This window comes from Campylobacter sp. BCW_6468, assembly GCF_001762865.1.
In the GTDB taxonomy this organism is placed as follows: domain Bacteria; phylum Campylobacterota; class Campylobacteria; order Campylobacterales; family Campylobacteraceae; genus Campylobacter_D; species Campylobacter_D jejuni.
Genome location: NZ_MJXQ01000042.1, coordinates 88,459 through 112,688, shown reverse-complemented (window position 1 = coordinate 112,688; position 24,230 = coordinate 88,459). Strand labels below are relative to the sequence as shown.

General features: G+C 30.0%; 26 protein-coding genes. 14 read left to right on the top strand and 12 right to left on the bottom strand.

Going from position 1 to position 24,230, the window contains the following annotated elements:
• Positions 1–6: 6 nt before the first annotated feature.
• The 8 genes from AJ889_RS08360 to AJ889_RS08325 are packed head-to-tail and all read left to right on the top strand — an operon-like array spanning position 7 to position 5,749.
• Positions 7–939, top strand: coding sequence for a DMT family transporter (locus AJ889_RS08360; RefSeq protein WP_002860282.1), 933 nt, complete (start codon positions 7–9; stop codon positions 937–939).
• Positions 936–1,751, top strand: coding sequence for a 3-deoxy-8-phosphooctulonate synthase (gene kdsA, locus AJ889_RS08355; protein ID WP_002934932.1), 816 nt, complete (start codon positions 936–938; stop codon positions 1,749–1,751). The genes AJ889_RS08360 and kdsA overlap by 4 nt, the downstream gene beginning before the upstream one ends.
• Positions 1,748–2,212 (top strand): 6,7-dimethyl-8-ribityllumazine synthase, encoded by a 465-nt coding sequence (ribE, locus tag AJ889_RS08350; protein WP_002854278.1) that lies wholly within the window; start codon positions 1,748–1,750, stop codon positions 2,210–2,212. The genes kdsA and ribE overlap by 4 nt, the downstream gene beginning before the upstream one ends.
• A complete protein-coding gene (gene nusB / locus AJ889_RS08345; protein WP_002824771.1) occupies positions 2,212–2,610 on the top strand; it encodes a transcription antitermination factor NusB in 399 nt (132 codons plus the stop codon). Before ribE ends, nusB begins: the two co-directional genes overlap by 1 nt.
• Positions 2,607–3,446, top strand: coding sequence for an orotidine-5'-phosphate decarboxylase (gene pyrF, locus AJ889_RS08340; RefSeq protein ID WP_002860283.1), 840 nt, complete (start codon positions 2,607–2,609; stop codon positions 3,444–3,446). Before nusB ends, pyrF begins: the two co-directional genes overlap by 4 nt.
• Positions 3,443–4,228 carry a hypothetical protein gene (locus tag AJ889_RS08335; RefSeq protein ID WP_002888372.1) on the top strand — a complete coding sequence of 262 codons (786 nt, stop codon included), beginning with the start codon at positions 3,443–3,445 and terminating at the stop codon, positions 4,226–4,228. The genes pyrF and AJ889_RS08335 overlap by 4 nt, the downstream gene beginning before the upstream one ends.
• Before the next feature lie 55 nt (positions 4,229–4,283).
• Positions 4,284–5,177 carry a protein-methionine-sulfoxide reductase catalytic subunit MsrP gene (gene msrP / locus AJ889_RS08330; protein ID WP_002858649.1) on the top strand — a complete coding sequence of 298 codons (894 nt, stop codon included), beginning with the start codon at positions 4,284–4,286 and terminating at the stop codon, positions 5,175–5,177.
• Positions 5,177–5,749, top strand: a complete 573-nt coding sequence (locus AJ889_RS08325) for a sulfite oxidase heme-binding subunit YedZ (RefSeq protein WP_002859467.1) — start codon at positions 5,177–5,179, stop codon at positions 5,747–5,749. Before msrP ends, AJ889_RS08325 begins: the two co-directional genes overlap by 1 nt.
• On the opposite strand, the gene AJ889_RS08320 is transcribed toward AJ889_RS08325, so the two are convergent.
• The 8 genes from AJ889_RS08320 to rpsU form a co-directional block, all read right to left on the bottom strand.
• A complete protein-coding gene (locus AJ889_RS08320; protein ID WP_002854291.1) occupies positions 5,714–7,426 on the bottom strand; it encodes an ATP-binding protein in 1,713 nt (570 codons plus the stop codon). The genes AJ889_RS08325 and AJ889_RS08320 overlap by 36 nt on opposite strands.
• Entirely contained in the window at positions 7,426–8,250 is an 825-nt protein-coding gene (locus AJ889_RS08315; RefSeq protein WP_002868686.1) for a hypothetical protein, read from the bottom strand. Before AJ889_RS08315 ends, AJ889_RS08320 begins: the two co-directional genes overlap by 1 nt.
• A gap of 10 nt (positions 8,251–8,260) precedes the next feature.
• The gene (locus tag AJ889_RS08310; RefSeq protein WP_002854442.1) at positions 8,261–8,737 is read right to left on the bottom strand and encodes a hypothetical protein; all 477 of its coding nucleotides are present in this window, start codon (positions 8,735–8,737) and stop codon (positions 8,261–8,263) included.
• 8 nt (positions 8,738–8,745) lie between these two features.
• Positions 8,746–9,237, bottom strand: coding sequence for a YajQ family cyclic di-GMP-binding protein (locus tag AJ889_RS08305; RefSeq protein ID WP_002854188.1), 492 nt, complete (start codon positions 9,235–9,237; stop codon positions 8,746–8,748).
• Positions 9,227–10,162, bottom strand: coding sequence for a D-2-hydroxyacid dehydrogenase (locus AJ889_RS08300; protein WP_002854730.1), 936 nt, complete (start codon positions 10,160–10,162; stop codon positions 9,227–9,229). Before AJ889_RS08300 ends, AJ889_RS08305 begins: the two co-directional genes overlap by 11 nt.
• A 2-nt stretch (positions 10,163–10,164) precedes the next feature.
• Positions 10,165–11,334: a glutathionylspermidine synthase family protein gene (locus AJ889_RS08295; protein WP_002858689.1), complete on the bottom strand. Its 1,170-nt coding sequence runs from the start codon at positions 11,332–11,334 to the stop codon at positions 10,165–10,167.
• Between the two features lie 9 nt (positions 11,335–11,343).
• Complete coding sequence (locus AJ889_RS08290; RefSeq protein ID WP_002868683.1) at positions 11,344–11,949, bottom strand: UPF0323 family lipoprotein; 606 nt, start codon at positions 11,947–11,949, stop codon at positions 11,344–11,346.
• A gap of 120 nt (positions 11,950–12,069) precedes the next feature.
• The gene (rpsU, locus tag AJ889_RS08285) at positions 12,070–12,282 is read right to left on the bottom strand and encodes a 30S ribosomal protein S21 (protein WP_002780697.1); all 213 of its coding nucleotides are present in this window, start codon (positions 12,280–12,282) and stop codon (positions 12,070–12,072) included.
• Positions 12,283–12,442: 160 nt separating this feature from the next.
• On the opposite strand from rpsU, the gene ccoG reads away from it, so the two are divergent.
• The 5 genes from ccoG to cmeC all read left to right on the top strand — a co-directional run bounded on the left by ccoG (position 12,443) and on the right by cmeC (position 20,228).
• On the top strand, positions 12,443–13,819 hold the full coding sequence (ccoG, locus tag AJ889_RS08280) for a cytochrome c oxidase accessory protein CcoG (RefSeq protein ID WP_032584623.1): 1,377 nt from the start codon (positions 12,443–12,445) through the stop codon (positions 13,817–13,819).
• Positions 13,806–14,438, top strand: coding sequence for a multidrug efflux system transcriptional regulator CmeR (gene cmeR / locus AJ889_RS08275; RefSeq protein ID WP_002934928.1), 633 nt, complete (start codon positions 13,806–13,808; stop codon positions 14,436–14,438). Before ccoG ends, cmeR begins: the two co-directional genes overlap by 14 nt.
• A 93-nt stretch (positions 14,439–14,531) precedes the next feature.
• Entirely contained in the window at positions 14,532–15,635 is a 1,104-nt protein-coding gene (cmeA, locus tag AJ889_RS08270; RefSeq protein ID WP_002859458.1) for a multidrug efflux RND transporter periplasmic adaptor subunit CmeA, read from the top strand.
• Complete coding sequence (cmeB, locus tag AJ889_RS08265) at positions 15,635–18,757, top strand: multidrug efflux RND transporter permease subunit CmeB (protein WP_032584621.1); 3,123 nt, start codon at positions 15,635–15,637, stop codon at positions 18,755–18,757. Before cmeA ends, cmeB begins: the two co-directional genes overlap by 1 nt.
• Complete coding sequence (gene cmeC, locus AJ889_RS08260; protein ID WP_002859456.1) at positions 18,750–20,228, top strand: multidrug efflux transporter outer membrane subunit CmeC; 1,479 nt, start codon at positions 18,750–18,752, stop codon at positions 20,226–20,228. Before cmeB ends, cmeC begins: the two co-directional genes overlap by 8 nt.
• A gap of 22 nt (positions 20,229–20,250) precedes the next feature.
• Here cmeC and cmeU read toward each other — a convergent pair whose 3' ends face one another.
• Complete coding sequence (cmeU, locus tag AJ889_RS08255; RefSeq protein WP_002859455.1) at positions 20,251–20,502, bottom strand: CmeU family protein; 252 nt, start codon at positions 20,500–20,502, stop codon at positions 20,251–20,253.
• A gap of 127 nt (positions 20,503–20,629) precedes the next feature.
• Between cmeU and AJ889_RS08250 the strand changes: the two genes are divergently transcribed.
• A complete protein-coding gene (locus tag AJ889_RS08250) occupies positions 20,630–21,976 on the top strand; it encodes a coproporphyrinogen III oxidase family protein (RefSeq protein ID WP_002851099.1) in 1,347 nt (448 codons plus the stop codon).
• Here AJ889_RS08250 and hemJ read toward each other — a convergent pair.
• Genes hemJ through glmM form a run of 3 tightly spaced genes read right to left on the bottom strand, consistent with a single transcriptional unit; the run spans position 21,973 to position 24,209 of the window.
• The gene (gene hemJ, locus AJ889_RS08245; protein WP_002854237.1) at positions 21,973–22,425 is read right to left on the bottom strand and encodes a protoporphyrinogen oxidase HemJ; all 453 of its coding nucleotides are present in this window, start codon (positions 22,423–22,425) and stop codon (positions 21,973–21,975) included. The two genes, AJ889_RS08250 and hemJ, sit on opposite strands and share 4 nt — an antisense overlap.
• Complete coding sequence (gene lspA, locus AJ889_RS08240) at positions 22,409–22,879, bottom strand: signal peptidase II (protein WP_002858678.1); 471 nt, start codon at positions 22,877–22,879, stop codon at positions 22,409–22,411. The genes hemJ and lspA overlap by 17 nt, the downstream gene beginning before the upstream one ends.
• Positions 22,872–24,209 carry a phosphoglucosamine mutase gene (gene glmM, locus AJ889_RS08235; RefSeq protein ID WP_002860288.1) on the bottom strand — a complete coding sequence of 446 codons (1,338 nt, stop codon included), beginning with the start codon at positions 24,207–24,209 and terminating at the stop codon, positions 22,872–22,874. Before glmM ends, lspA begins: the two co-directional genes overlap by 8 nt.
• Positions 24,210–24,230 lie beyond the last annotated feature (21 nt).

Here is a 24,230-nt window from a genome sequence, read left to right as displayed (position 1 = left end):
AAAAAAATGCTAAAAGTAATCAAGCATAATTTAGGAATTTATTTCATGATTTTAGCATGTTTGGATTTTGCACTTATGGGAGCTTGTGCAAAAATTCTTAGCAAGGAAATGAGTTCTATAGAAATTATGTTTTTTAGAAATATCATAGGAATTTTTTTCATAGTCTATCTTTTAAAACGATCTAAGGCGCATAAAGAAGGGGGACATTTTTGGCTCTTGGTATTTCGTGGAGTAGTAGGCACGCTTTCACTATATATGTTTTTCTATAATGTTTCAAATATTACACTAGGTGGAGCTTTTGCTTTTCAAAAAACTGCTCCTATTTTTATTACTTTAATAGCTTTTGTTGTTTTTAAAGAAAATATTGGTATCAAAGGCTGGATAGGAATTTTAATAGCATTTGGTGGAGTACTTTTAATCGCTCAGCCTTGGGCTCATAATTTAAATCATTCAGGCTTTGATTTAAAAAATTCAGTTATAGGTATCACGAGTGGATTTTTAGCCGCTTTAGCTCTTACAAGTGTAAGAGAACTTAGAAAATCTTACACTACAGAACAAATTGCCTTTTCTTTTATCCTTTTAGGAACCTTAATGCCTTTAATTTCTATGATCAGTGCTGAATTTTTTGAACCACAGCATCTTGATTCTTTACATTTAGATTTCATTCTAGCGCCTTTTGTGATGCCAAGTCTTGCAGCTTGGCTTATCATTGCCATTATGGGAACTTTAGGCACCATTTATCAAATTCATGTCACTAAAGCTTATGGTATCGCTAAACAAGCAGGAGTGGTTGCCGGAGTTAGTTATCTTGATGTAGTATTTAGTATGATAGTTGGGATAATTTTGGGAGATAATTTACCAAGTACTATGGTTTTTTTAGGTATAATAGGCATTATTTTTGGTGGATTAATTTTAGTTAAGAACAAAGGAAAAAAATGAAAAAAATGATACTCATTGCTGGTCCTTGCGTGATAGAAAGCAAAGATTTGATTTTTAAAGTTGCTGAACAGTTAAAAAATTTTAATGAAAATCCAAATATAGAATTTTATTTCAAATCAAGTTTTGATAAGGCCAATCGCACAAGTATTAATTCTTTTCGAGGTCCTGGTCTTGAAGAAGGATTAAAAATTTTACAAAGCGTAAAAGATGAATTTGGTATGAAAATCTTAACCGATATACACGAAAGCAATCAAGCAAACCCTGTAAGTGAAGTAGCTGATGTCTTGCAAATTCCTGCTTTTTTATGTCGTCAAACCGATTTACTTGTAGCTGCAGCAAAAACTAAGGCAAAAGTTAATATCAAAAAAGGACAATTTTTAAACCCAAGCGATATCAAATACAGCGTTAAAAAAGTTCTACAAACCCGTGGTATAGAAGATGAAGGCTATGAAGCTGCTCAAAAAAATGGTGTTTTTGTAGCTGAAAGAGGAGCTAGCTTTGGCTATGGAAATTTAGTAGTAGATATGCGTTCTTTAGTTATCATGCGTGAATTTGCTCCAGTTATGTTTGATGCTACCCATAGCGTACAAATGCCAGGGGCTGCAGGTGGAAGTAGCGGAGGGAAAAGCGAATTTGTAGAACCTTTAGCAAGAGCGGCAGCAGCCGTAGGCATAGATGGCTTTTTCTTTGAAACACATATTAATCCTTGCGAGGCTTTATGCGATGGACCCAATATGCTTAATCTTACACGCCTTAAAAATTGCGTTAATACATTACTAGAAATACAAAATATCATAAAGGAAAACAAATGAATATTATTGAAGGAAAATTAAATTTAGACTCAAATACAAAAATTGCTATCATTAATGCAAGATTTAATCATATCATCACAGATCGCCTTGTAGAAGGAGCAAAAGATGCTTTTTTAAGACACGGAGGCAAAGAGGAAAATCTAAGCCTTATACTTGTTCCTGGTGCTTTTGAACTTCCGTATGCGTTAAAAAAAGCTATAGAAAGCAAAAAATTTGATGCAATTTGTTGCGTAGGTGCAGTAATTCGTGGCTCAACTCCGCATTTTGACTATGTTTCAGCAGAAACCACCAAAGGCATAGCCAATGTGAGTTTAAATCATAATATCCCTGTAAGCTTTGGTGTTTTAACTACAGATACAATAGAACAAGCCATAGAAAGAGCTGGAAGCAAAGCAGGCAATAAAGGCTTTGAAGCTATGACAACTGTAATCGAGATGTTAAATTTAAGCAAGGAGCTTTAATGGCAACGCGTCATCAAGTTCGCCAAAGCGTCATCTCCTTGCTTTATGCTTTTGAGTTAAATTCTCAAAACAACGTTTTTGTAGATGAAATTTTAGATGAAAAAAAAATACGCAATGAACAAAAAAATTTTACTTTAAATTTATATAATGGAATTTTAGATAATTTAAACAATATTGATGAAACCTTAAATTCATTTCTAAATGATAATCAAATTACAGCTTTAGGACATGTAGAAAGAGCTATACTAAGACTTGGAGCTTATGAGTTACTTTTTACCGATACTCCTAGCGCCATTGTCATCAATGAGGCTATAGAACTTGCTAAAGAACTTGCTAATGACAATTCTCCAAAATTTATAAATGGAGTTTTAGATGCCTTAATAAAGGCTAAAAAATGAAGCTTTGTGTCGCACTTGATCTTTCTACAAAAGAAGAATGCTTACAACTTGCCAAAGAATTAAAAAATTTAGACATATGGTTAAAAGTAGGTTTAAGAGCATATTTAAGAGATGGTTTTAAATTCATAGAAGAACTTAAAAAAGTTGATGATTTTAAAATATTTCTTGATCTTAAAATTCATGATATTCCCAACACTATGGCAGATGCTTGCGAAGAAGTATCAAAACTTGGTGTTGATATGATCAATATCCACGCAAGTGCTGGAAAAATAGCCATACAAGAAGTTATGACACGGCTTAGCAAATTTTCAAAAAGACCTTTAGTTTTAGCAGTTTCTGCTCTTACGAGTTTTGATGAAGAAAATTTCTTTAGTATTTATAGACAAAAAATTGAAGAAGCTGTAATTAATTTTTCAAAAATATCCTATGAAAATGGACTTGATGGTATGGTATGCTCTGTTTTTGAAAGCAAAAAAATTAAAGAGCACACAAGTTCAAATTTCTTAACCCTTACTCCTGGAATTCGTCCTTTTGGAGAAACAAGTGATGATCAAAAACGTGTTGCTAATCTTGCAATGGCTAGAGAAAATTTGAGTGATTATATCGTTGTGGGAAGGCCTATATATAAAAATGAAAATCCTAGGGCTGTATGTGAAAAAATTTTAAACAAAATACACAGAAAAAATATAAGCGAAAACGATATAGAGCAAAATTATGAAGTAATTCAGCAAAAAGAATGGGATATGTGTAATCACTTTGAAGAATGGATTAAAACTCAGCCTGATAAAGAACATGCTTTAAAAGAATTTTATGCTAAGTGTGGGATAAAATATTGAATTATCAACAATTAGAATGCGATTACTTTAATCTTTACAATCAGTTTCTTAGCGTGGATTTTCAAATTTCATTATTTGAAAAAGATCATAAAGGTTTAATTAAAGATTTTATATTTTTTTATTATCAAATTTTAAAGCAAAAAGACTTGAGCTACTTGCTTGAGGTAAGAAATAAAATTTCCCTGAAAGTTTATAATTATATGCAAGAGCACTCCACTTCTCCAAAAGATTTAAGTCTTATTTGTCTAAGAGAAAATAAACATATTAAATTTTTTCAAATATTTTACAAGGCTCTCGCTTATTTTGTAGCCTTTAGAAAAAAACTTGATGGAGAACAAAAAATTAAAAATTTGATTTCAAATATCAATGACTGTTTTGGCTATCATTTCTTGAATTCTGACTTTAACAATCTTCAAAATTTTCAAAAAAGCGATTTGTTCACCTTACCTGAAAAACATCTTAAATATTTTCACTTCGCCATGATTCATCTTTGTTTCATGGTTTTAAATCCTTTAAATTTTAAAGACTCTAATCGGCATCTTGATAAAGCGATTAATTATCTTGTCGATGGAACTTTTGAAATTTATGAGCTCATCTTTAAAGAATATTTTTTATTGTTTTCAAAAGATAAAGAGCTCAAGGATGAACTTAGAAAATTAAAAAAATTAGAATTTAAAATTCTAATGCAAGAAACTTCAAAAATGAAACTACTTAATCACTATAAAGAATTTTGCGAAGAAATATTCTACAATATAGAACTTGAAAAAATCACACAAAATTAATCCTGTATTAACATTGTTATAGTTTAATAATAAAAATTTTTAATAAGGAAAAATTATGCTTATAACACCTGAAAAACTTTATAAACAAAGGAGAAATTTTTTAAAACTTGGAGCGGGTGCTTTAATAAGTTCAAGCGTGCTTGCTTCTAAACTATCTGCTTTAAATTTCACAAGCGATACTAATCCAAACAAACTTGAAATCAGCGATGAAGAACTGGCTACAAATTATGTCAATTTTTATGAATTTTCAACAGATAAAAGAAAGGCTGTATCATTGGCACAAAATTTCAATACTCAAAATTGGAAAATCGATATCAGTGGAGAAATAGAAAAACCTTTAACTTTAAGCATGGAAGATATTTTAAAATTTCCACTAGAAGAAAGAATTTATCGTTTTCGCTGTGTTGAAACTTGGTCTATGGTGGTACCTTGGGTAGGCTTTGAATTGCGTCGTTTGATTGAAATGGCAAAACCTACAAGCGAGGCAAAATTTGTTAAATTTACCACTCTTTTAGATAAGAGCCAATTTCCCGATCAAGACGCTTTATTTCCAACTATAGACTATCCTTATGTAGAAGGACTTCGCATGGATGAAGCTATGCATCCTCTTACCTTGCTTGCAGTAGGAATGTATAAAAAAGCCTTAAAGCCTCAAAATGGCGCTCCAATACGCCTTGTTGTTCCTTGGAAATATGGCTTTAAAAGTATTAAATCCATAGTTAAAATAGAATTTACCAAAGAACAGCCTAAATCCACTTGGGAAAGTTACGCTCCAAGTGAATATGGTTTTTATGCTAATGTCAATCCTAATGTTTCTCATCCTAGATGGTCTCAAGCTAACGAGAGGGCTTTAGGAGACTTCTTTACCAAACCTACTTTAATGTTTAATGGATATGAAAAAGAAGTGGCAAGTTTATATAAAAACATGGACTTGAAAGTGAATTTTTAATGCAGACAAAATACTTTAAATTTCTTGCTTATTTTAGCTTTATCATAAGTTTAATTTATGGCTTTTATCATATCATAAAAGCCTTTGATTTTGTAAAAGAAGCCTATATTTACACTGGAATATTTGCTTTAATCTTTTTAAATTTAAGTCTTTTATTTTCTTTACTTAAATTTAAAAAAACAAGAAATTATCCTAAAATTTTAGGTATTTTTGCAGCTTTTTGGGCGATTTTGCACTTTTTAAATTATTTTATTTTTGATAGAAATGCTCAAATTTTAAGGCTTTTCGATGATATTTCACATCGTTTATTAGAAGCAAGTGGATTTATCGCATTTTTAATCATATTTTTAATGCTTTTAAGTTCTTTTAAAATCTTTAAAAAACTTAGTAAAATCAGAAAACTAGGATATTTATGCTTAGTTTTGGCAAGTTATCATTATTTTTTAACCCCAAAAATTCCTATGTTTTGGGAATGGAGTGCTTTAATTATAGCTTTGTTTTATTTTATAGTTCGCTATACAAAAACATTAAAAAAGTTAAAATCCAACAATCTTACTTTTATCAAAACTTGAATTTAATTCTTTTTGTATGCTTTCTATAAAATCTTGCATTTTAAAAACCCCATCTTTTGATACAGCTACTTTCAAAGCTGTATTCTTCACCACCATTAAAATTTGTGCTCCACTTAATTCATAATTTGATAAAATATTTATATCAAAATCTTTTTCAAATAATGCTTTTTTAGGTAGAAATTTTTCCCAAATTTTAAGCCTATCTTTAAAATCAGGTTTTTTAAATTCTATCTTATAATCAAATCTTCTTGAAAATGCACTATCTAAGCTTTCTAAAAAATTTGTCGTAGCGATAATCACACCACTAAAACGCTCAATTTGCTCTAAGAATATATTTTGCATTTGATTATGCATTTTATCGCTACCACTACTTCCATCTACACGCGTACTTAAAAACTGATCAGCTTCATTGAGAAGTAAAATAGGACTTTGTTTACAAGTTTGCACGATATTTTTATAAGTATCAAAAATTTTTCTTACATTTTGCTCACTCTCTCCAACCCATTTGCTCAAAATTTTAGAACAGTCAAAACTAAGAACAGATTTTTTCATTGATTTAGCCATAGCTAAAGCTGACATAGTTTTTCCAGTACCAGCAGGACCATAAAAAATAATTTTAGCTTCTATATTTTTATTACTCTTTATACCCCAAGAATGAAGTCTTTCTAGGACTTTTTTATCTTGTTGTTTTAAAATATTTTCTAAAAGCTCTTTTGTATTTTCAGGCATAATAATATCATTGATGTCAGTGCTTGGTTCTATAAGCTCGAAAATATCTTGATCTTTTAAAACACTTTCAATTTTGATTTTTTTACTTTGTTTTGGTTCAAAATTTATAATTCTTTGTAAAATTTCATCGATAATAAAAAAACTTTTAGAAATATCTCCAAAAGCATTTAAATATTCATCATACTCGATTAAGTTTAAAAGAGGAGCATTTTCTTGTAATAGTTTTTTATTTTTATGCCTTTCTAAATCATTTTCACTGATTAAAGAAAGTAAAGAATTCATTTCTCTAGAAATCGAACTTTCATTACTTAAGGCGTATTCTTCTTTTAAAAGTGCTAGAAAAATAATTTGTTCTTTATGTTCAAGATTGTATTCTTTAAAAATATCAGCCAATACATTATAAAATTTACTTTTTTTTAGTCTTTCTTTGATATGTTTTTCATAAAGTTTAATTTGATTTTTTATTTCACTATTATAAGCACTTTTTTGTATAAAACTTAATCTTTCGTATAATTGAATACGCGCAAATTCATCTTTTAAATATTCTAAATAATCTGCATAAGCCTCTTGTTTCTCAAAATTTAAACGAGGTTTTGCTTCTAAAAATTCTAAAAAATATTCACTTAGACTAAGCTCACTTTGCAATAAGGCAAGAGTTAATGTTTGAGTTTTATTATTTTCTAAACTTTTAAAAAAACTCGAATTTTGATTTACAAAACCTCTTTCGATAAGTTTTTTTAAATCCTCCAAAGCATCAAGATAAAGATACTTATCATTTCCAAAAATTGTCGATAATAAAGTAAAGGCATTGATAGAAGAAATAGAAACGACATAATTTCTACAAAGTTCTCTAAGAATCAAAGCCTCATTTTTAGCACACTTAAGCTCTTTATAAATTTGAGTATCTTCTATATTTTTCAAACTTAAAAAATTTTTTAATTTTTCCATTATTTTTTAAATTCCTTAAGCTCATCTTCGTTAAATTCTACGCAAATATTTTCATCTAAAAAATGACCTTCAAAAGGTAGATAACAAATTTTTAGTTTTCCATTATTAAGCAAAAAATTATTATTAAATTGTAAATTTTGCAGATCTTCAAAACACTCATCACATGTATTTTTAAGCTTCTCATGTAAAAGATTTTGAAATTTTTGATTTTTAGTATTATACAAATCATTTAGTTTTACAAATGCGTGAGCATTAATATCATAAACAAAATTATTTAATTCTAAAATAGCACGGCTCATACCATCTTCATAAAAATAATACCATTCTTCAAAACTAATTTTTCCATCTTGTAAAAAAATAGGCTTTTGGCGAATTTGTTCAAAACTAAATACACTCTTATGAACAGGATGAAATTCTTTAAAATCATCATTAAAACCTATAAAATCAAGACTACGCTTTATACGAATGCCATCTTGCGTTTCAACAAGTTCTAAAGTAGTTGTTCCTAAATTTTCTCCTTGAAAATTTTTATTATCATATGTAAGCATTTTAGAAGAATTGATTTTATATTTTTTACGCTCATCCTGCCAAAAATCATTTGTCTTAACGAGCGGAATCTCTAAATTTCCATTTATATCATCAATAATTAAAAAACTAGAACTTGTTTGATTTTTATCCCTGTCAAAAAGTGGAGTCATAGGCGCATTATCATAAACTATGGCAAAAATTTCTTTATCCTGCAAATGATAAAAATACAATTCACCTTTATAAACTTGCGCTAAAGCTAGATTTACAAAGCAAAATACCAGTAAAAAAAATTTCAAACTCTATCCTTTAATTTTGAATATGCGTTAAGATAATTTTAGTATGTGAAATTTTATCAAAAAAACTTACTTTATTATCACAAACTTGATAAAAAATTTCATAATTTTTTGCTTTTAAATTTTGTTCAAAACCACAATCAGTTTTTTCTAAATTTTTACCCTGCCATAAAGCATTTGCCTTTAAAATATCACTTAAAATATCATCATAATATACATTTTTAAAAAATTTTTGATTAAACACTTTTTTATCATAACACACTGCATTGATACAAATTTTATCTTTGATTTTGAGTTCAAAAAAAGCTTGCCCTAGTTTATAAACTTCTAAATTTAAAGCATTATTTTCTTTTTTTAAAAAAGCTGCGTCATTGATTTTTATCATAGGAGAAGCAATCAAAACCATCAAGCTTTGACTCGAAAAATTTTGATTTTTCACACTACAAGCACAAAGAAAAAAAATAAAACACAGAGCTAAACAATGCTTCAAATTTGACCTTATTTAAGATTTTTAAAACTGATATTTAACTCTAAATCAAGCTCTTTTACAAGCTTCATCACAGCTTGTAAATCATCAATTTGTTTTGCTACAACACGAATTTCTTCACCACGAATCGAAGAATTAACTTTAAGTTTGCTATCTTTGATAGCTTTATTGATTTTTTTGGCATTTTCACTATCAATAGCATCGTTTGCTTTCAAATTTAAACGAAACATTGCTCCACTTTCACGAGAAAGCTCTTTAATAGCATTAGGATTAATTCCTCTTTTGATAAGTTTAGAAATCACTATATCTTTTAAAACATCAAGCTTTCCTTCACTAGAAGAACTGAGTTTAAAAATACTCTCTTTTTCGCTTAAATCAATCTCACACTTAATTCCTTTTAAGTCATAACGACTATCAAGTTCTTTTTTAGCTTGTTCAAAAGCATTTTTTAACTCTTGTTTATCTAAAGCTGCTGAAATATCAAAACTATGTTCACTTGCCATTTTCTATCCATTCTTTTAAATTATTATAAACTATATCCATTAAAGCATTTAAAGCCTCCTTGCTCGCCCACGCAACATGAGGAGTGATAATAAGATTTTCTTTATTTTTAATGCTTAAAAGTGGATGATTTTTCATCATAGGTTCAATTTCTAAAACATCAAGCCCTACACGAATATTTTTTTCATCTATGATTTTAGCTAAATCATTTTCATTGACAATCCCACCTCTTCCTACATTAATCAAAATCGCATTATCTTTTAAAAGCTTTAATTCTTCAAAGGCGAGTAAATTTTTGGTTTTTTCATTTAAAGGTGCGTGGATACTTATAATATCGCAAGTTTTTAATAAATCTTTTAATTCCAAATGTACAAAATCTGCGTTTTTATTAGCTCCACTCGTAGAATAATAATAAATTTCGGCTCCAAAAGCCTTTGAAATTTTTGCCACTTCTTTACCTATGGTTCCTAAACCTATAATACCATGTTTTTTACCACTTAAGGTGTTTAAAATTCTACTATAATCTGTAAAAATAGGACTTTCACACCATTTACCCTCTTTGCTCCATTTGTCATAATAAAGCACTTGATTTAAAAAAGCAAACATAAACGCAAAAGTATGTTGCACCACACTCATAGTAGAATACCCAGCAGCATTTTTTACAATAATACCTTTTTCTTTAGCATACTCAATATCGATATTATTAACCCCTGTAGCAGTTTCCAAAATGAGTTTTAAATTTTTACAAGCATCAATCACATCTTTATCAATTACAACCTTGTTTGTCATGGCGACATTAGCATCTTTTAAACGCTCTATGGTTTGCTCTTTATTTGTTGTGGTATAAATTTGCAAAGAACCAAATTTTTCAAAAACACTTAAATCATAATCCCCTAAAGTTGCCGCATCTAAACAAACAATTTTCATTTCTAATCCTTTATAATATGTCCTACAAATTTAGAATAATTATCAAGCACAAGTCCTCCTTTTCTAAATCCTAAGCCACACCCTTCATAAGCAAAGAAAACACCTGCTTGATAGTATTCGTTTTCACATGAATTAAACTCTACATATTCTTGATAAATAGCCTTATTATTCCCATAAGGACCTACATTCTCATGCAAAGTTTTTCCATCTTTAATTATACTGATATTTGCACCTTCTCTACCAAAAACAGGTTTTTTAACATAGTTTTTACCTTCCAAAGGAGTATCTTTTGTTTCTAAAAGTAATGGATGATTTGGATAAAGTTCCCATAGAATTTTTAAAATTCCCTTAGATTGAAATAAAAGCGTATAAGCAGGATTTAAAATAATTGCTCTTTGATTACGCATGATTTGAGTTAAAAGCATAGCAAGTTCACCCTCTTCTATGGCTATATCTTCCCAAGGAATAAGCTTAAACCAATACTCATAATTTTCACCCTCTTTAAAAATTCCTTCTTCACTAAATTCTACCTCATCTACAAAGGAAAAATTAGTTTGAAAACCTGCTTCATTGGCTATATGTGCAAGCAATTTTGTAGTGATTTCCTCTTCTTTACTTCCTGCAACACTTGAAAAAAGAATTTTCCATCCTTGATAATGCTCTTCAAACCCTTCAACACTTTCATCAAGGGTAATAAGTCTTTTAAAATTATCCATCAAACTTTCATAAATGCTGTTAAATTGTGCGCTTTCATCCATTCCATTTTGTTTTAAAAGTGCCCATTGTAAAATCGCACTTTCAAAAAGAGCAGTAGGGGTATCAGCATTAAATTCTATAAGTTTTATAGGCTTGCCATCAAGTCCACCCGCTAAATCAAAACGCCCATATAAATGCCAATGAACCTCATTTTCCCAACTCATCTTAATCGCATCAATAAGATTAAAAGGAATTCCAAGCTCATCAAAACGATCATTATTAATCACTTCTTGCGCTGCAGCAATAAACATATCATAAAGCTCATTTACCGCTTCATAATAAGCATTAGCTTCACTTTCCTTAACACAAACTAACTTATTGCTAATATAATCACTTCCATCTTCATCTGTATGCCAAGAAAAACCTATATTTTCTAAATAATCTTTTTGAAGTTTGTCTACTTGTAGTAATTGCATTATTTATCCTTAAGAACCAAAAGAAGAACTAGAACTTGTGGCTTTAGAGCCTCCACCAAAAAAACCTGATTTTTTAGCACTTGAAGCAGAGCTTGTTGTGCCTGCTTTATTAAAACTATTAACACTCCTTTGATAAGCACTTTGATTTGAAAAAGCACCGCGTTGTTGGTTGGCAAAATTTTGATTATTGAAAAGTTTTGAACCTATCCAACTTCCTAAAATAGCACCTGCAGCACTTGCGAGTAAAGTTTCCCCTAAACTCAATCCCCCACTACTGATTTGTCCATTGTCTTTAGTTAAATTTGAAGTTCCATTATCAATTTTAGCTGCTTCTTCTTTAATCAAAGCATCCATTTCTTCTTTGGATAAAATTCTTTCTGTGCCATTAAGATCTTTTAAAACTACCCTTGTTTCATCACTTGGATATTGATCTTTGATTTTATACTGCCCTGGAGCTGTTTCTTCGATAATTACAAAAGCTCCTTGAGCATTAGCTGCTTGATTTAAAGTATCTGAATTGTCATTATTACTTCCACAACCTGCTAAAGCACCTCCAGCAACAGCTGCTAAACCACCTATCATACCAATTTGAATGATTTTTTTGATTTTTTTCATAAGTTTATCCTAAAAACAGAAAATTTAAATTAGAAATTTTAACAAAAAATAATAAATACTTTTTAATTTAATACCAAATGAAGTTTGTAGATATAAAAAAAGCCCTTTCGGGCTTTTGGGTTAGAGTCTTGACTCGTAGCGTCTAAGCATATAAAGTCTTTTAAGCATTTTTTTGCGTGCTGAAATTTTTTGTTTTTTGCGAATTTCAGTCATAGGCTCAAAAAATCTTCTTGCTCTTACTTCAGTCACAACTAGATTTCTATCTACTTGTTTTTTGAATTTACGATATGCTTCATCAAAAGACTCGTTAGGATGCACCTTGATTCCTGGCACAGTCCTCACCACCTTTCTGTGTAAATTTTTGTTGTGAAATATAATTATAAAACACTTCTTATTAATTCTAACTTAGAAAGCATTTAAAAATTGTTTTAGTTTTTATCGGTTATAATCCTTAATTACAAAGTACTAAAAAATTATAATTTAAGGTCTAAAAATGCAAGGACACATTACAAACTATACAAAAGAACGATATTTTGTATATTTAATTGCAAGTATTATCATATTTGCCCTACCTTTCATAAGAATTAATGAGAATCATTTTTTTCTTTTAAGTTTTGATCACTCTAAATTAAACCTATTTTTTATTTCTTTTTCAACACAAGAATTTTATCTCATGCCTTTTGTTCTTATATTTCTTTTTTTATTTATTTTTTTTATTACAACTTTAGGTGGAAGAATTTGGTGTGCTTGGAGTTGTCCACAAACGATTTTTAGAGTTATATATAGAGATATCATACAAACTAAATTTCTTAAAATTCGCAAAAATATCAATAACAAACAAAAAGAATATGAGAGGCAATATTTTAAAAAATTTCTTGGAGTGATAATTTTTTATTTTATATCTTTAGTTGCTGTTAGTAATTTACTTTGGTACTTTATTCCTCCTGAAGATTTTTTCAATTATATTCAAAATCCTGGCGAGCATCTACTTTTACTTGGAATTTTATTTTGTGCTAGCTTACTTTTTACTTTGGATATTACCTATTTACAAGAAAAATTTTGTGTTTATGTCTGTCCTTATGCAAGAATACAATCTGTAATGTTCGATCATGATACAATGCAAGTGATCTACGATGAAAAACGCGGGGGCTTGATCTATGATGGACACACCAAACTTCATAAAAAACCGCCTGAGGGAGAATGCATAGGTTGCGAAGCCTGTGTTAGCATCTGTCCAACTCATATTGACATACGCAAAGGAATGCAACTTGAATGTATTAATTGTCTTGAATGTGCCGATGCTTGCTCTAAGGTTCAAAGCAAATTTAATCGTCCAAGTTTGATCAATTGGACAAGTGCAAAAGCTATTGAAACGCGTTCTAAGGTTCATTATTTAAGATTTAGAACGATAGCATATTTTATAGTTCTTCTAATTGCTTTACTGGCTTTAATCATCATGGGAAGCAAAAAAGAAAGCATGCTTTTAAATATCAATCGTAGTAGTGAATTATATAATATTTCAAATGTTAAAGGTGAATTAGTCATTTCAAATGCTTATACCTTTTTGTTTCAAAATACAGATTCTAAACCTCATGAATATTATTTTACAGCAAATTTAGAAGGAATAAATGATGGAATTGAAATCATAAGACCAAACAAACCTTTTAAATTAAAAGCAGGAGAACAAGTCAAAAAAATAGTTGTTATCAGGGCTACAAAAAATTTAGCAAATAATGATAAAAAAGACGTAATCTTTCCTTTACATATAAAAGCTTACGCAAAGGATAATGAAAAAATTTCGGTTTTTAGAAAAAGTATATTTGTATACCCTAAAAGCACTCTTATAAAGGATAAAAATGAACTCAAATAGAATACCATCACAAAAAGTTTTAGCCAGACAAGAAAAAATCAAAGCAGTGGCCTTAGAGCTTTTTTTAACAAAAGGATACCAAGAAACAAGTTTGAGTGATATTATTAAATTATCTGGAGGATCTTATTCTAATATTTATGATGGTTTTAAAAGTAAAGAAGGGCTATTCTTTGAAATTTTAGATGACATATGTAAAAAACACTTTCATCTTATTTATTCCAAAACACAAGAAATTGAAAATGGCACTTTAAAAGAAATTTTAACTTCTTTTGGTTTAGCTTTTATAGAAATTTTCAATCAACCAGAAGCTGTAGCTTTTGGTAAAATTATCTATTCTCAAGTTTATGACAAAGATAGACATCTTGCCAATTGGATAGAAAACAATCAACAAAATTTTTCCTATAACATACTTATGGATTTTTTCAAGCAACAAAATAATTCTTATATGAAAAAAAATGCAGAAAAACTTGCTGTTCTTTTTTGCACTATGTTAAAAGAACCTTATCATCATCTTAATGTTTTAATTAATGCTCGTTTAAAAAATAAAAAAGAACAAAAAGAACATGTTGAATTTGTTGTAAATGTTTTTCTAAATGGGATCAATGGATCCAAAGCTTAAAAGTAATTTTATTAACCAAAATTAAGATATAATTAGCCAAAAATTTTTGTAATAAATATTACAATTTTTAATTTAATTTTTCAAGGCAAAACCATGAAATTATTTCAAAAAAATACTATTTTAGCTTTAGGTGTTGTGCTTTTACTCACTGCTTGCAGCAAAGAAGAAGCACCAAAAATACAAATGCCGCCTCAACCTGTAACAACCATGAGTGCTAAATCTGAAGATTTACCACTTAGTTTTACTTACCCTGCTAAACTTGTCAGTGATTATGATGTCATTATAAAACCTCAAGTTAGTGGCGTAATAGAAAATAAACTTTTTAAAGCTGGAGATAAAGTAAAAAAAGGACAAACATTATTTATTATAGAACAAGATAAATTTAAAGCTAGTGTTGATTCGGCTTACGGACAAGCTTTGATGGCTAAGGCAACTTTCGAAAATGCAAGCAAGGATTTTAATCGTTCTAAAGCTCTTTTTAGTAAAAGTGCAATCTCTCAAAAGGAATACGACTCTTCTCTTGCTACATTTAACAATTCAAAAGCTAGTCTAGCAAGTGCTAGAGCACAGCTTGCAAATGCAAGAATTGATCTAGATCATACCGAAATAAAAGCTCCTTTTGATGGTACTATAGGAGATGCTTTAGTTAATATAGGAGATTATGTAAGTGCTTCAACAACTGAACTAGTTAGAGTTACAAATTTAAATCCTATTTACGCAGATTTCTTTATTTCAGATACAGATAAACTAAATTTAGTCCGCAATACTCAAAGTGGAAAATGGGATTTAGACAGCATTCATGCAAATTTAAATCTTAATGGAGAAACCGTTCAAGGCAAACTTTATTTTATTGATTCTGTTATAGATGCTAATAGTGGAACAGTAAAAGCCAAAGCTATATTTGACAACAACAACTCAACACTTTTACCAGGTGCTTTTGCAACAATTACTTCAGAAGGTTTTATACAAAAAAATGGCTTTAAAGTGCCTCAAATAGCTGTTAAACAAAATCAAAATGATGTTTATGTTCTTCTTGTTAAAAATGGAAAAGTAGAAAAATCTTCTGTACATATAAGCTACCAAAACAATGAATATGCCATTATTGACAAAGGATTACAAAATGGCGATAAAATCATTTTAGATAACTTTAAAAAAATTCAAGTTGGTAGCGAAGTTAAAGAAATTGGAGCACAATAATGTTTTCTAAATTTTTTATCGAAAGACCTGTTTTTGCTTCAGTTGTTGCAATTATCATTTCTTTAGCTGGAGCTATAGGTCTTACAAATTTACCTATAGAACAATATCCTTCTTTAACCCCTCCTACAGTTAAAGTAAGTGCAACTTACACAGGAGCTGATGCACAAACCATTGCTTCAACAGTTGCAAGTCCTATCGAAGATGCAATCAATGGCGCAGATAATATGATTTACATGGATTCAACTTCAAGTTCTTCAGGAACTATGAGTTTGACTGTTTATTTTGATATCGGTACAGATCCTGATCAAGCCACCATAGATGTTAATAATAGAATTTCAGCCGCAACTGCAAAAATGCCAGATGCAGTTAAAAAACTTGGAGTAACAGTTAGAAAAACTTCCTCAACAACACTTGCTGCAATTTCTATGTATTCAAGTGATGGCTCAATGAGTGCAGTAGATGTATATAACTATATCACTTTAAATGTTTTAGATGAGTTAAAAAGGGTTCCAGGAGTTGGAGATGCAAACGCTATAGGAAATCGTAATTATTCTTTAAGAATTTGGCTCAAGCCTGATTTATTAAATAAATTTGGAATCACAGCTACTGATGTAATTTCTGCGGTTAATGACCAAAATGCCCAATACGCAACTGGTAAAATTGGCGAAGAACCTGTAACCCAAAAATCCCCTTATGTTTATTCAATCACTATGCAAGGAAGACTACAAAATCCTAGTGAATTTGAAAACATTATTTTAAGAACAAATAATGATGGATCATTTTTAAGACTTAAAGATGTAGCTGATGTGGAAATAGGATCACAACAATACAGCTCACAAGGACGATTAAATGGCAATGATGCAGTTCCAATTATGATCAATCTTCAATCAGGGGCAAACGCATTGCATACAGCAGAACTTGTTCAAGCCAAAATGCAAGAACTTTCAAAAAATTTTCCAAAAGGTTTAACATATAAAATTCCTTACGATACAACAAAATTTGTAATAGAATCAATCAAAGAAGTTGTTAAAACTTTTGTTGAAGCTCTAATTTTAGTTATCATTGTTATGTATATGTTCTTAAAGAATTTCCGTGCAACACTTATTCCTATGATAGCTGTACCTGTTTCATTGTTAGGAACTTTTGCTGGACTTTATGTTTTAGGTTTTAGTATTAACTTGCTTACGCTTTTTGCTTTAATTTTAGCCATAGGGATCGTTGTAGATGATGCGATTATAGTTGTAGAAAATATTGATAGGATTTTACATGAAAATGAGCAAATAAGCGTAAAAGATGCTGCTATCCAAGCGATGCAAGAAGTTAGCTCTCCGGTTATTTCAATTGTTCTTGTGCTTTGTGCTGTTTTTGTACCAGTTTCTTTTATATCAGGTTTTGTTGGAGAGATTCAAAGACAATTTGCTCTTACCTTAGCTATATCTGTAACCATATCAGGTTTTGTTGCTCTTACCTTAACACCTTCTTTATGTGCACTCTTTTTGCGACGCAATGAAGGAGAGCCATTTAAATTTGTAAAGAAATTTAATGATTTTTTTGATTGGAGTACCTCTGTATTTAGCGCAGGAGTAGCATATATCCTAAAAAGAACCATTCGTTTTGTTTTAATTTTTTGTATTATGCTTGGAGCAATTTTTTATCTCTATAAAGCAGTACCAAATTCTTTAGTTCCTGAAGAAGATCAAGGTTTGATGATTAGCATTATTAATCTTCCTTCAGCTTCAGCACTCCATAGAACAATTTCAGAGGTTGATCACATAAGCCAAGAAGTTTTAAAAACTAATGGAGTTAAAGATGCAATGGCTATGATAGGATTTGATCTTTTTACAAGTTCACTCAAAGAAAATGCCGCTGCAATGTTTATAGGTTTGCAAGATTGGAAAGATAGAAATGTAAGCGCTGATCAAATTATAGCCGAACTTAATAAAAAATTTGCTTTTGATCGCAATGCTTCAAGTGTATTTATAGGCTTACCTCCTATACCTGGATTAAGTATCACAGGCGGTTTTGAAATGTATGTTCAAAACAAAAGCGGAAAAAGCTATGATGAAATACAAAAAGATGTAAATAAACTTGTTGCTGTGGCCAACCAAAGAAAAGAGCTATCAAGAGTAAGAACAACCCTTGATACAACTTTCCCTCAATACAAGCTTATAATTGATAGAGATAAATTAAAACACTACAATCTTAACATGCAAGATGTTTTTAACACGATGAATGCAACTATAGGCACTTATTATGTTAATGATTTTTCTATGCTAGGTAAAAATTTCCAAGTAAATATCCGCGCAAAAGGTGATTTTAGAAATACACAAGATGCGTTAAAAAATATTTTTGTAAGATCAAATGATGGAAAAATGATACCACTTGATTCTTTCTTAACTTTACAAAGAAGTTCAGGGCCTGATGATGTAAAACGATTCAACCTTTTCCCAGCAGCACAAGTTCAAGGTCAACCCGCACCAGGTTATACTTCAGGTCAAGCTATAGAAGCGATTGCTCAAGTAGCAAAAGAAACTTTAGGGGATGATTATTCCATAGCTTGGAGTGGATCAGCTTATCAAGAAGTTTCTAGTAAAGGAACAGCAAGTTATGCTTTTGCTTTAGGTATGATATTTGTCTTTTTAATTCTAGCTGCTCAATATGAAAGATGGCTTATACCTTTAGCAGTCGTAACAGCTGTACCTTTTGCGGTATTTGGATCATTTTTATTGGTATATTTAAGAGGATTTAGCAATGATATATATTTTCAAACAGGACTTTTGCTCTTGATTGGACTTTCAGCTAAAAATGCTATCTTAATCGTAGAATTTGCAATGGAAGAGCGCTTTAAAAAAGGTAAAGGAGTTTTTGAAGCAGCTGTTGCAGCAGCAAAACTTCGTTTTCGTCCTATCATAATGACTTCTTTGGCATTTACTTTTGGGGTCTTACCAATGATTTTCGCAACAGGAGCAGGAAGTGCTTCAAGACACTCTTTAGGAACAGGGCTTGTTGGTGGAATGATCGCAGCATCAACTTTAGCGATATTCTTCGTGCCTTTATTTTTCTATCTTTTAGAAAATTTTAATGAATGGCTAGATAAAAAAAGAGGTAAGGTTCATGAATAAAATAATTTCAATTAGCACTATAGCAAGTTTTACTCTTTTGATTTCAGCTTGCTCTTTAAGTCCAAATTTAAATACTCCCGAAGCAAACTATAGCATTGATAATAAGCTTGGAGCCTTATCTTGGGAAAAAGAAAACAATAGCTCTATCACAAAAAATTGGTGGAAAGACTTTGATGATGAAAATTTAAATAAAGTGGTTGATTTAGCACTTAAAAATAATAATGATTTAAAACTTGCCTTCATACACATGGAACAAGCTGCTGCTCAATTAGGTATAGATTTTAGCAGTTTGTTGCCAAAATTTGATGGTAGTGCAAGCGGAAGTCGTGCAAAAACAGCTATAAATGCTCCAAGCAATCGAACTGGGGAAGTAAGTTACGGTAATGATTTTAAAATGGGACTTAATTTAAGCTATGAAATCGATCTTTGGGGAAAATATCGCGATACATATCGCGCCTCAAAATCAGGCTTTAAAGCAAGTGAGTATGATTATGAAGCTGCAAGACTTTCTGTTATTTCAAATACAGTTCAAACTTATTTTAATCTTGTAAATGCTTATGAAAATGAAAATGCTCTTAAAGAAACCTATGAATCGGCAAAAGAAATTTATAGGATTAATGATGAAAAATTTCAAGTTGGTGCTGTAGGTGAATATGAACTTGCTCAAGCAAGAGCCAACTTAGAAAGTATGGCTTTGCAATATAATGAAGCAAAGTTAAATAAAGAAAATTACCTTAAAGCTTTAAAAATTTTAACTTCAAATGATTTAAATGACATACTTTACAAAAATCAAAGCTATCAAGTTTTTAATCTTAAAGAATTTGACATTCCAACTGGAATTTCAAGTACCATCTTGCTTCAACGTCCAGATATTGGCTCTTCTTTAGAAAAATTAACTCAGCAAAATTATCTTGTTGGAGTAGCTCGCACGGCTTTCTTACCTAGCCTTTCTTTAACAGGATTATTGGGATTTGAAAGCGGGGATTTAGATACCTTGGTTAAAGGAGGTTCTAAGACTTGGAATATAGGTGGAAACTTTACTCTGCCTATTTTTCATTGGGGTGAAATTTACCAAAATGTAAATTTAGCCAAGCTTAATAAAGATGAAGCTTTTGTAAATTATCAAAATACTTTGATTACTGCTTTTGGAGAAATTCGCTATGCTTTAGTAGCTAGAAAAACTATACGCTTACAATACGATAATGCACAAGCAAGCGAACAATCTTACAAAAGAATCTATGAAATTGCTAAAGAACGCTATGATATAGGAGAAATGTCTTTGCAAGATTATTTAGAGGCACGTCAAAATTGGCTTAATGCTGCCGTTGCTTTTAATAATACTAAATATTCTTATGCCAATTCCATAGTAGATGTAATCAAAGCATTTGGTGGAGGATTTGAGCAAAATGAAGACACGAGTAAAAATATAAAAGAAGAATCAAAAAATTTAGATATATCTTTTAGAGAATAGTTCGTTCTATTCTCTAAATAAATTAAAAATCTTTATCTAAATCTGTATCTGTAATTTCATAAACCTTGTAAATAGCAGGCAATAATTTTCTTATAGCATAATCAAAATGATAAAATTGCTTATATACCTCTTCTGGATTTAAATTTTTAGCATTCTTAAAATCAAATACTTCAGTATCATTGATTTTGGCAATATTTTCATCAAAATAAGAGTAAAACTCTGCTCTTTGTTTAAACAAAGCATTTAAATTTTGAACAATTTTGGCTTTATCCATTTTATATCCTTTTTAAATAATTTAAAAACTTAATCCCATTTTTTATTTAAGAAATAAAAAATTTACTCCTATTTTAGCTAAAAATTGATAAAGTTATATCTTAAATATTTTAATATATAGGCCACTTATGAATTTATTTCAAAATTTAGCTTTAAAATACTCTCATACTATGATGGAAAAATCCCTCCAAAAAGGTTTCAATGTCGAACTTTTAAAACAACCCGAAGAAAAAATTCCAAAACAAGACAAAAGCTATATGCTTTATGCCCATGTACCTTTTTGCCATACTTTTTGTCCTTATTGTAGCTTTCATAAATATTATTATGATGAAAATTTAGCCAAAGTATATTTTCAAAATCTTAGAGAAGAAATTAAAATCATGAAAAATAAAGGTTTTGATTTTACCTCCATGTATGTGGGTGGTGGTACAACACTGATTGATGAAGAGGAATTATTAAAAACCTTAGAACTTTGTAAAAAGTTATTTAATATAAAAGAAATTTCATGCGAAAGCGATCCAAATCATATTGATCCAAATAAGCTTTCTATGTTTAAAGGTATAATTGATCGTTTAAGTTGCGGGATTCAAAGTTTTGATGATGAAACTTTGAAAAAAGTGGCAAGATATAATAAATTTGGTTCATCTAAAGAACTTCAAGAAAAAATTTCAAAAGCTTTAGGAATTTTACCTATTTTTAGTATAGATCTTATTTTCAATCTTCCAGGACAAAACGAAAAACAACTTTTAAATGACTTAGAAATTGCTAAAAATTTAGCCCCGCAACAAATCACAACCTATCCTTTAATGAAATCAAATCTTACCAAAGATAATATCGCTAAAAGTCTAGGAGTGAGCATTAAAGATAATGAATTTACTTATTATCAAATCATACGAGAATTTTTTAAAGACTATACCCAAAACAATGGTTGGAGTTTTTCTTTAGAAAAAAACAAGCTTAATGACGAATATGTCAGTTCTCATCATGAATACCTAGGAGTAGGCAGCGGAGCTTTTAGCTTTTTAGATGGGGAGCTTTTAATCAATGCATTTAATCTAAATGATTATGCTAAATTTATACAAGAAAAACAAAATGCTAATATAGCCAAAGCTTGTTTTGATAAAAAAGAAATTATCAAATATGTCTTTTTAACTGAAATTTTTTCAGGGAAAATAGAAATTGATAAATTTAATAAAACTCTAAATTGCAATCTCGAAAAAGAACTTTTCATAGAACTTTTAGGACTTAAAACAAGTGGTGCCATCATAAAAGATCAAAATGCTTTAATCGCAACTGAATTTGGTCAATATCTTTTTGTGGTTTTAATGAAAGATTTTTACACAGGAATGGATCTTGTGCGCGCAGTATTTAGAGATGATAAGCGTCTTAAAAATAAAGATTATATCGATATCATGAAAGAAAATATTGATCCGCTTAACTCCGCTAGTATGGAATTTAAAGCGGAGACAAACTAAAAGGGACGAACAACCATCATTAAAGCGATGATAATAAACATTATAGTTGGAAATTCATTATAAATTCTAAAATATTTTCCACTTTTAGTAGAAGTATCATTTGCTAAAGCTTTTAAACAATAATAATTATGTATATGAAAAATAATCAAAAGTGTAACACAGGTAAGTTTAACATGCATAAAACCCGCACCTACCATTAAAACTTCCTTATGAGCATGCAACATTAAACTTCCTGTGATTAAAGTCACAATCATGGCAGGAGTTTGTATATAATAATAAAGCTTTCTTTCTTGAATTTTTACAACCTCGACAAAACCTTTATTGTCTTTATGTTCAGCATGATACACAAAAAGACGAGGTAAATAAAAAAGACCCGCCATCCAAGAAACAAATGCCAAATAATGCACCCATTTAATCCAAAAATAATAATCATTAATCCATTCTGTCATCTTTTTTCCTTTTTTTAAATATTTCTTGTATTAAAATCAAAGCCACACTTATATTTATCATGACATCTGCAACATTAAAAATAGCAAAATTAAACCATTTATGCCAAAAAAACATATCCACTACACCTCCATGTATAAAACGATCCAATAAATTTGAAACGCCGGCACCAAGCATCATTCCAAAAGCTATGCTATGAGTTTTTAAAAGTGTTCTTTGCCAAAAAAGATAAATAAAAAGCACGCCAATTAAAGCAAGATGTAAATATTTTAAATTATGTTCTAAAAAACTCAACATTGAAAAAGCTACGCCTGTATTTAGAGCATAAGTTAAATCTAGGTATTCACTCTGCCATCTAAATCCTGCTAAAGTTAAGGATTTTACCCATTGATCAAGGGCAAAAACCAAAACAAAGGCACCCCAAAAATAAAAAATAAATTTAAAAGTTTTAGCCATTTAAAGCTTTCTTAAAAAACTCCACAACATTTTTCATTTCTTTTTCTAAGAGCTTAATATCTCTGGCTTCTAGTAAAAGTCTTATCAAATTTTCTGTTCCAGAATAGCGAAATAAGGTATTAATATTTTTATTTTCTAAATCTTTTTTTAATTCTTTTAAACCTTTAATTTTATCTAAATCTTTTTTTTCTGCAATTTTAAGATTGGTTAAAAGCTGAGGATAAGGTTTGACTTGACCCAAAATAGAGCTTGCAGATTTTTTCTTAGAAAGCATTAAAGCACTAAATTGCAAAGCAGCTATCAAACCATCTCCAGTTTTTGCATAATCACTAAAAATAATATGCCCACTTTGCTCTCCACCAAAATTTCCACCATTGGCTTTTAATTTTTCAAGCACATATTTATCGCCCACATTACAAGTATCAAGTTCTATACCATGTTTATTTAAAAATTCTTTTAAAGCACCATTACTCATTATAGTGGCTACAACACTTGATTGTAATTTACCTTGTTCTTTAAGATAAAGTGCTAAAACCCCTAATAAACTATCTCCATTAGCCACTTCGCCTTTTTCATCTACAACCACCAAACGATCTGCATCACCATCAAAAGCAAAGCCCACATCTGCACGCAAACGCTTTACCTCAGCAGCTAAATTTGCAGGATGTAAAGCTCCACAATTTTCATTGATATTAAGTCCATTAGGTTTATCGCTCATTACTATAACTTCAGCACCTAATTCCTTAAAAACAGTAGGTGCTACCTTATAAGCTGCCCCATGAGCCACATCTAAAACCACACGCAAAGACTTTAAAGTAAGATCTTTTGGAAAAGAATTTTTAATAGAAACAATATACCTTCCTATAACATCATCAATTCTTTTCGCTTGACCAATTTTCTCCATATCTACCTTAGAGGCTTGTATAAGCTTATCATCAAAATAAATTTCTTCTATTTTTTTCTCTATATCTTCACTGAGTTTGTTTCCATGAGCATCAAAAAATTTAATACCATTATCATAATAAGGATTGTGAGAAGCTGAAATCATAATCCCTGCATCACAACGCATATCTTCAGTTAAGAATGCAATCGCAGGAGTTGGCATAGGACCAATTTGTATAACATTATATCCTATAGAAGTAAGCCCTGAAACAATAGCATTTTCTATCATATAGCCGCTTCTTCTTGTATCTTTTCCTACTAAGATATTATTAGTAATACTTTTATCTTTAAAATAAATACCCGCAGCCATTGCTAAACGCATAGCCAAAAAACTATCTAAAAATTCACCCGCTTTTCCACGAACTCCATCAGTTCCAAAAAGTTTCATTGCAAACCTTTCTAGCAAAAT

What these genes read in the sequence shown, in the direction of transcription:
- kdsA (WP_002934932.1), top strand. Translation starts at nt 936, where the DNA reads ATGAAAAAAATGATACTCATTGCTGGTCCTTGCGTGATAGAAAGCAAA.
- lspA (WP_002858678.1), bottom strand. Translation starts at nt 22,879, where the DNA reads ATGGCTAAAACTTTTAAATTTATTTTTTATTTTTGGGGTGCCTTTGTT.
- pyrF (WP_002860283.1), top strand. Translation starts at nt 2,607, where the DNA reads ATGAAGCTTTGTGTCGCACTTGATCTTTCTACAAAAGAAGAATGCTTA.
- msrP (WP_002858649.1), top strand. Translation starts at nt 4,284, where the DNA reads ATGCTTATAACACCTGAAAAACTTTATAAACAAAGGAGAAATTTTTTA.
- hemJ (WP_002854237.1), bottom strand. Translation starts at nt 22,425, where the DNA reads ATGACAGAATGGATTAATGATTATTATTTTTGGATTAAATGGGTGCAT.
- cmeA (WP_002859458.1), top strand. Translation starts at nt 14,532, where the DNA reads ATGAAATTATTTCAAAAAAATACTATTTTAGCTTTAGGTGTTGTGCTT.
- cmeC (WP_002859456.1), top strand. Translation starts at nt 18,750, where the DNA reads ATGAATAAAATAATTTCAATTAGCACTATAGCAAGTTTTACTCTTTTG.
- AJ889_RS08325 (WP_002859467.1), top strand. Translation starts at nt 5,177, where the DNA reads ATGCAGACAAAATACTTTAAATTTCTTGCTTATTTTAGCTTTATCATA.
- AJ889_RS08305 (WP_002854188.1), bottom strand. Translation starts at nt 9,237, where the DNA reads ATGGCAAGTGAACATAGTTTTGATATTTCAGCAGCTTTAGATAAACAA.
- cmeU (WP_002859455.1), bottom strand. Translation starts at nt 20,502, where the DNA reads ATGGATAAAGCCAAAATTGTTCAAAATTTAAATGCTTTGTTTAAACAA.
- cmeB (WP_032584621.1), top strand. Translation starts at nt 15,635, where the DNA reads ATGTTTTCTAAATTTTTTATCGAAAGACCTGTTTTTGCTTCAGTTGTT.
- glmM (WP_002860288.1), bottom strand. Translation starts at nt 24,209, where the DNA reads ATGAAACTTTTTGGAACTGATGGAGTTCGTGGAAAAGCGGGTGAATTT.
- cmeR (WP_002934928.1), top strand. Translation starts at nt 13,806, where the DNA reads ATGAACTCAAATAGAATACCATCACAAAAAGTTTTAGCCAGACAAGAA.
- AJ889_RS08360 (WP_002860282.1), top strand. Translation starts at nt 7, where the DNA reads ATGCTAAAAGTAATCAAGCATAATTTAGGAATTTATTTCATGATTTTA.
- ribE (WP_002854278.1), top strand. Translation starts at nt 1,748, where the DNA reads ATGAATATTATTGAAGGAAAATTAAATTTAGACTCAAATACAAAAATT.
- ccoG (WP_032584623.1), top strand. Translation starts at nt 12,443, where the DNA reads ATGCAAGGACACATTACAAACTATACAAAAGAACGATATTTTGTATAT.
- AJ889_RS08250 (WP_002851099.1), top strand. Translation starts at nt 20,630, where the DNA reads ATGAATTTATTTCAAAATTTAGCTTTAAAATACTCTCATACTATGATG.
- AJ889_RS08295 (WP_002858689.1), bottom strand. Translation starts at nt 11,334, where the DNA reads ATGCAATTACTACAAGTAGACAAACTTCAAAAAGATTATTTAGAAAAT.
- nusB (WP_002824771.1), top strand. Translation starts at nt 2,212, where the DNA reads ATGGCAACGCGTCATCAAGTTCGCCAAAGCGTCATCTCCTTGCTTTAT.
- AJ889_RS08320 (WP_002854291.1), bottom strand. Translation starts at nt 7,426, where the DNA reads ATGGAAAAATTAAAAAATTTTTTAAGTTTGAAAAATATAGAAGATACT.
- AJ889_RS08300 (WP_002854730.1), bottom strand. Translation starts at nt 10,162, where the DNA reads ATGAAAATTGTTTGTTTAGATGCGGCAACTTTAGGGGATTATGATTTA.
- AJ889_RS08290 (WP_002868683.1), bottom strand. Translation starts at nt 11,949, where the DNA reads ATGAAAAAAATCAAAAAAATCATTCAAATTGGTATGATAGGTGGTTTA.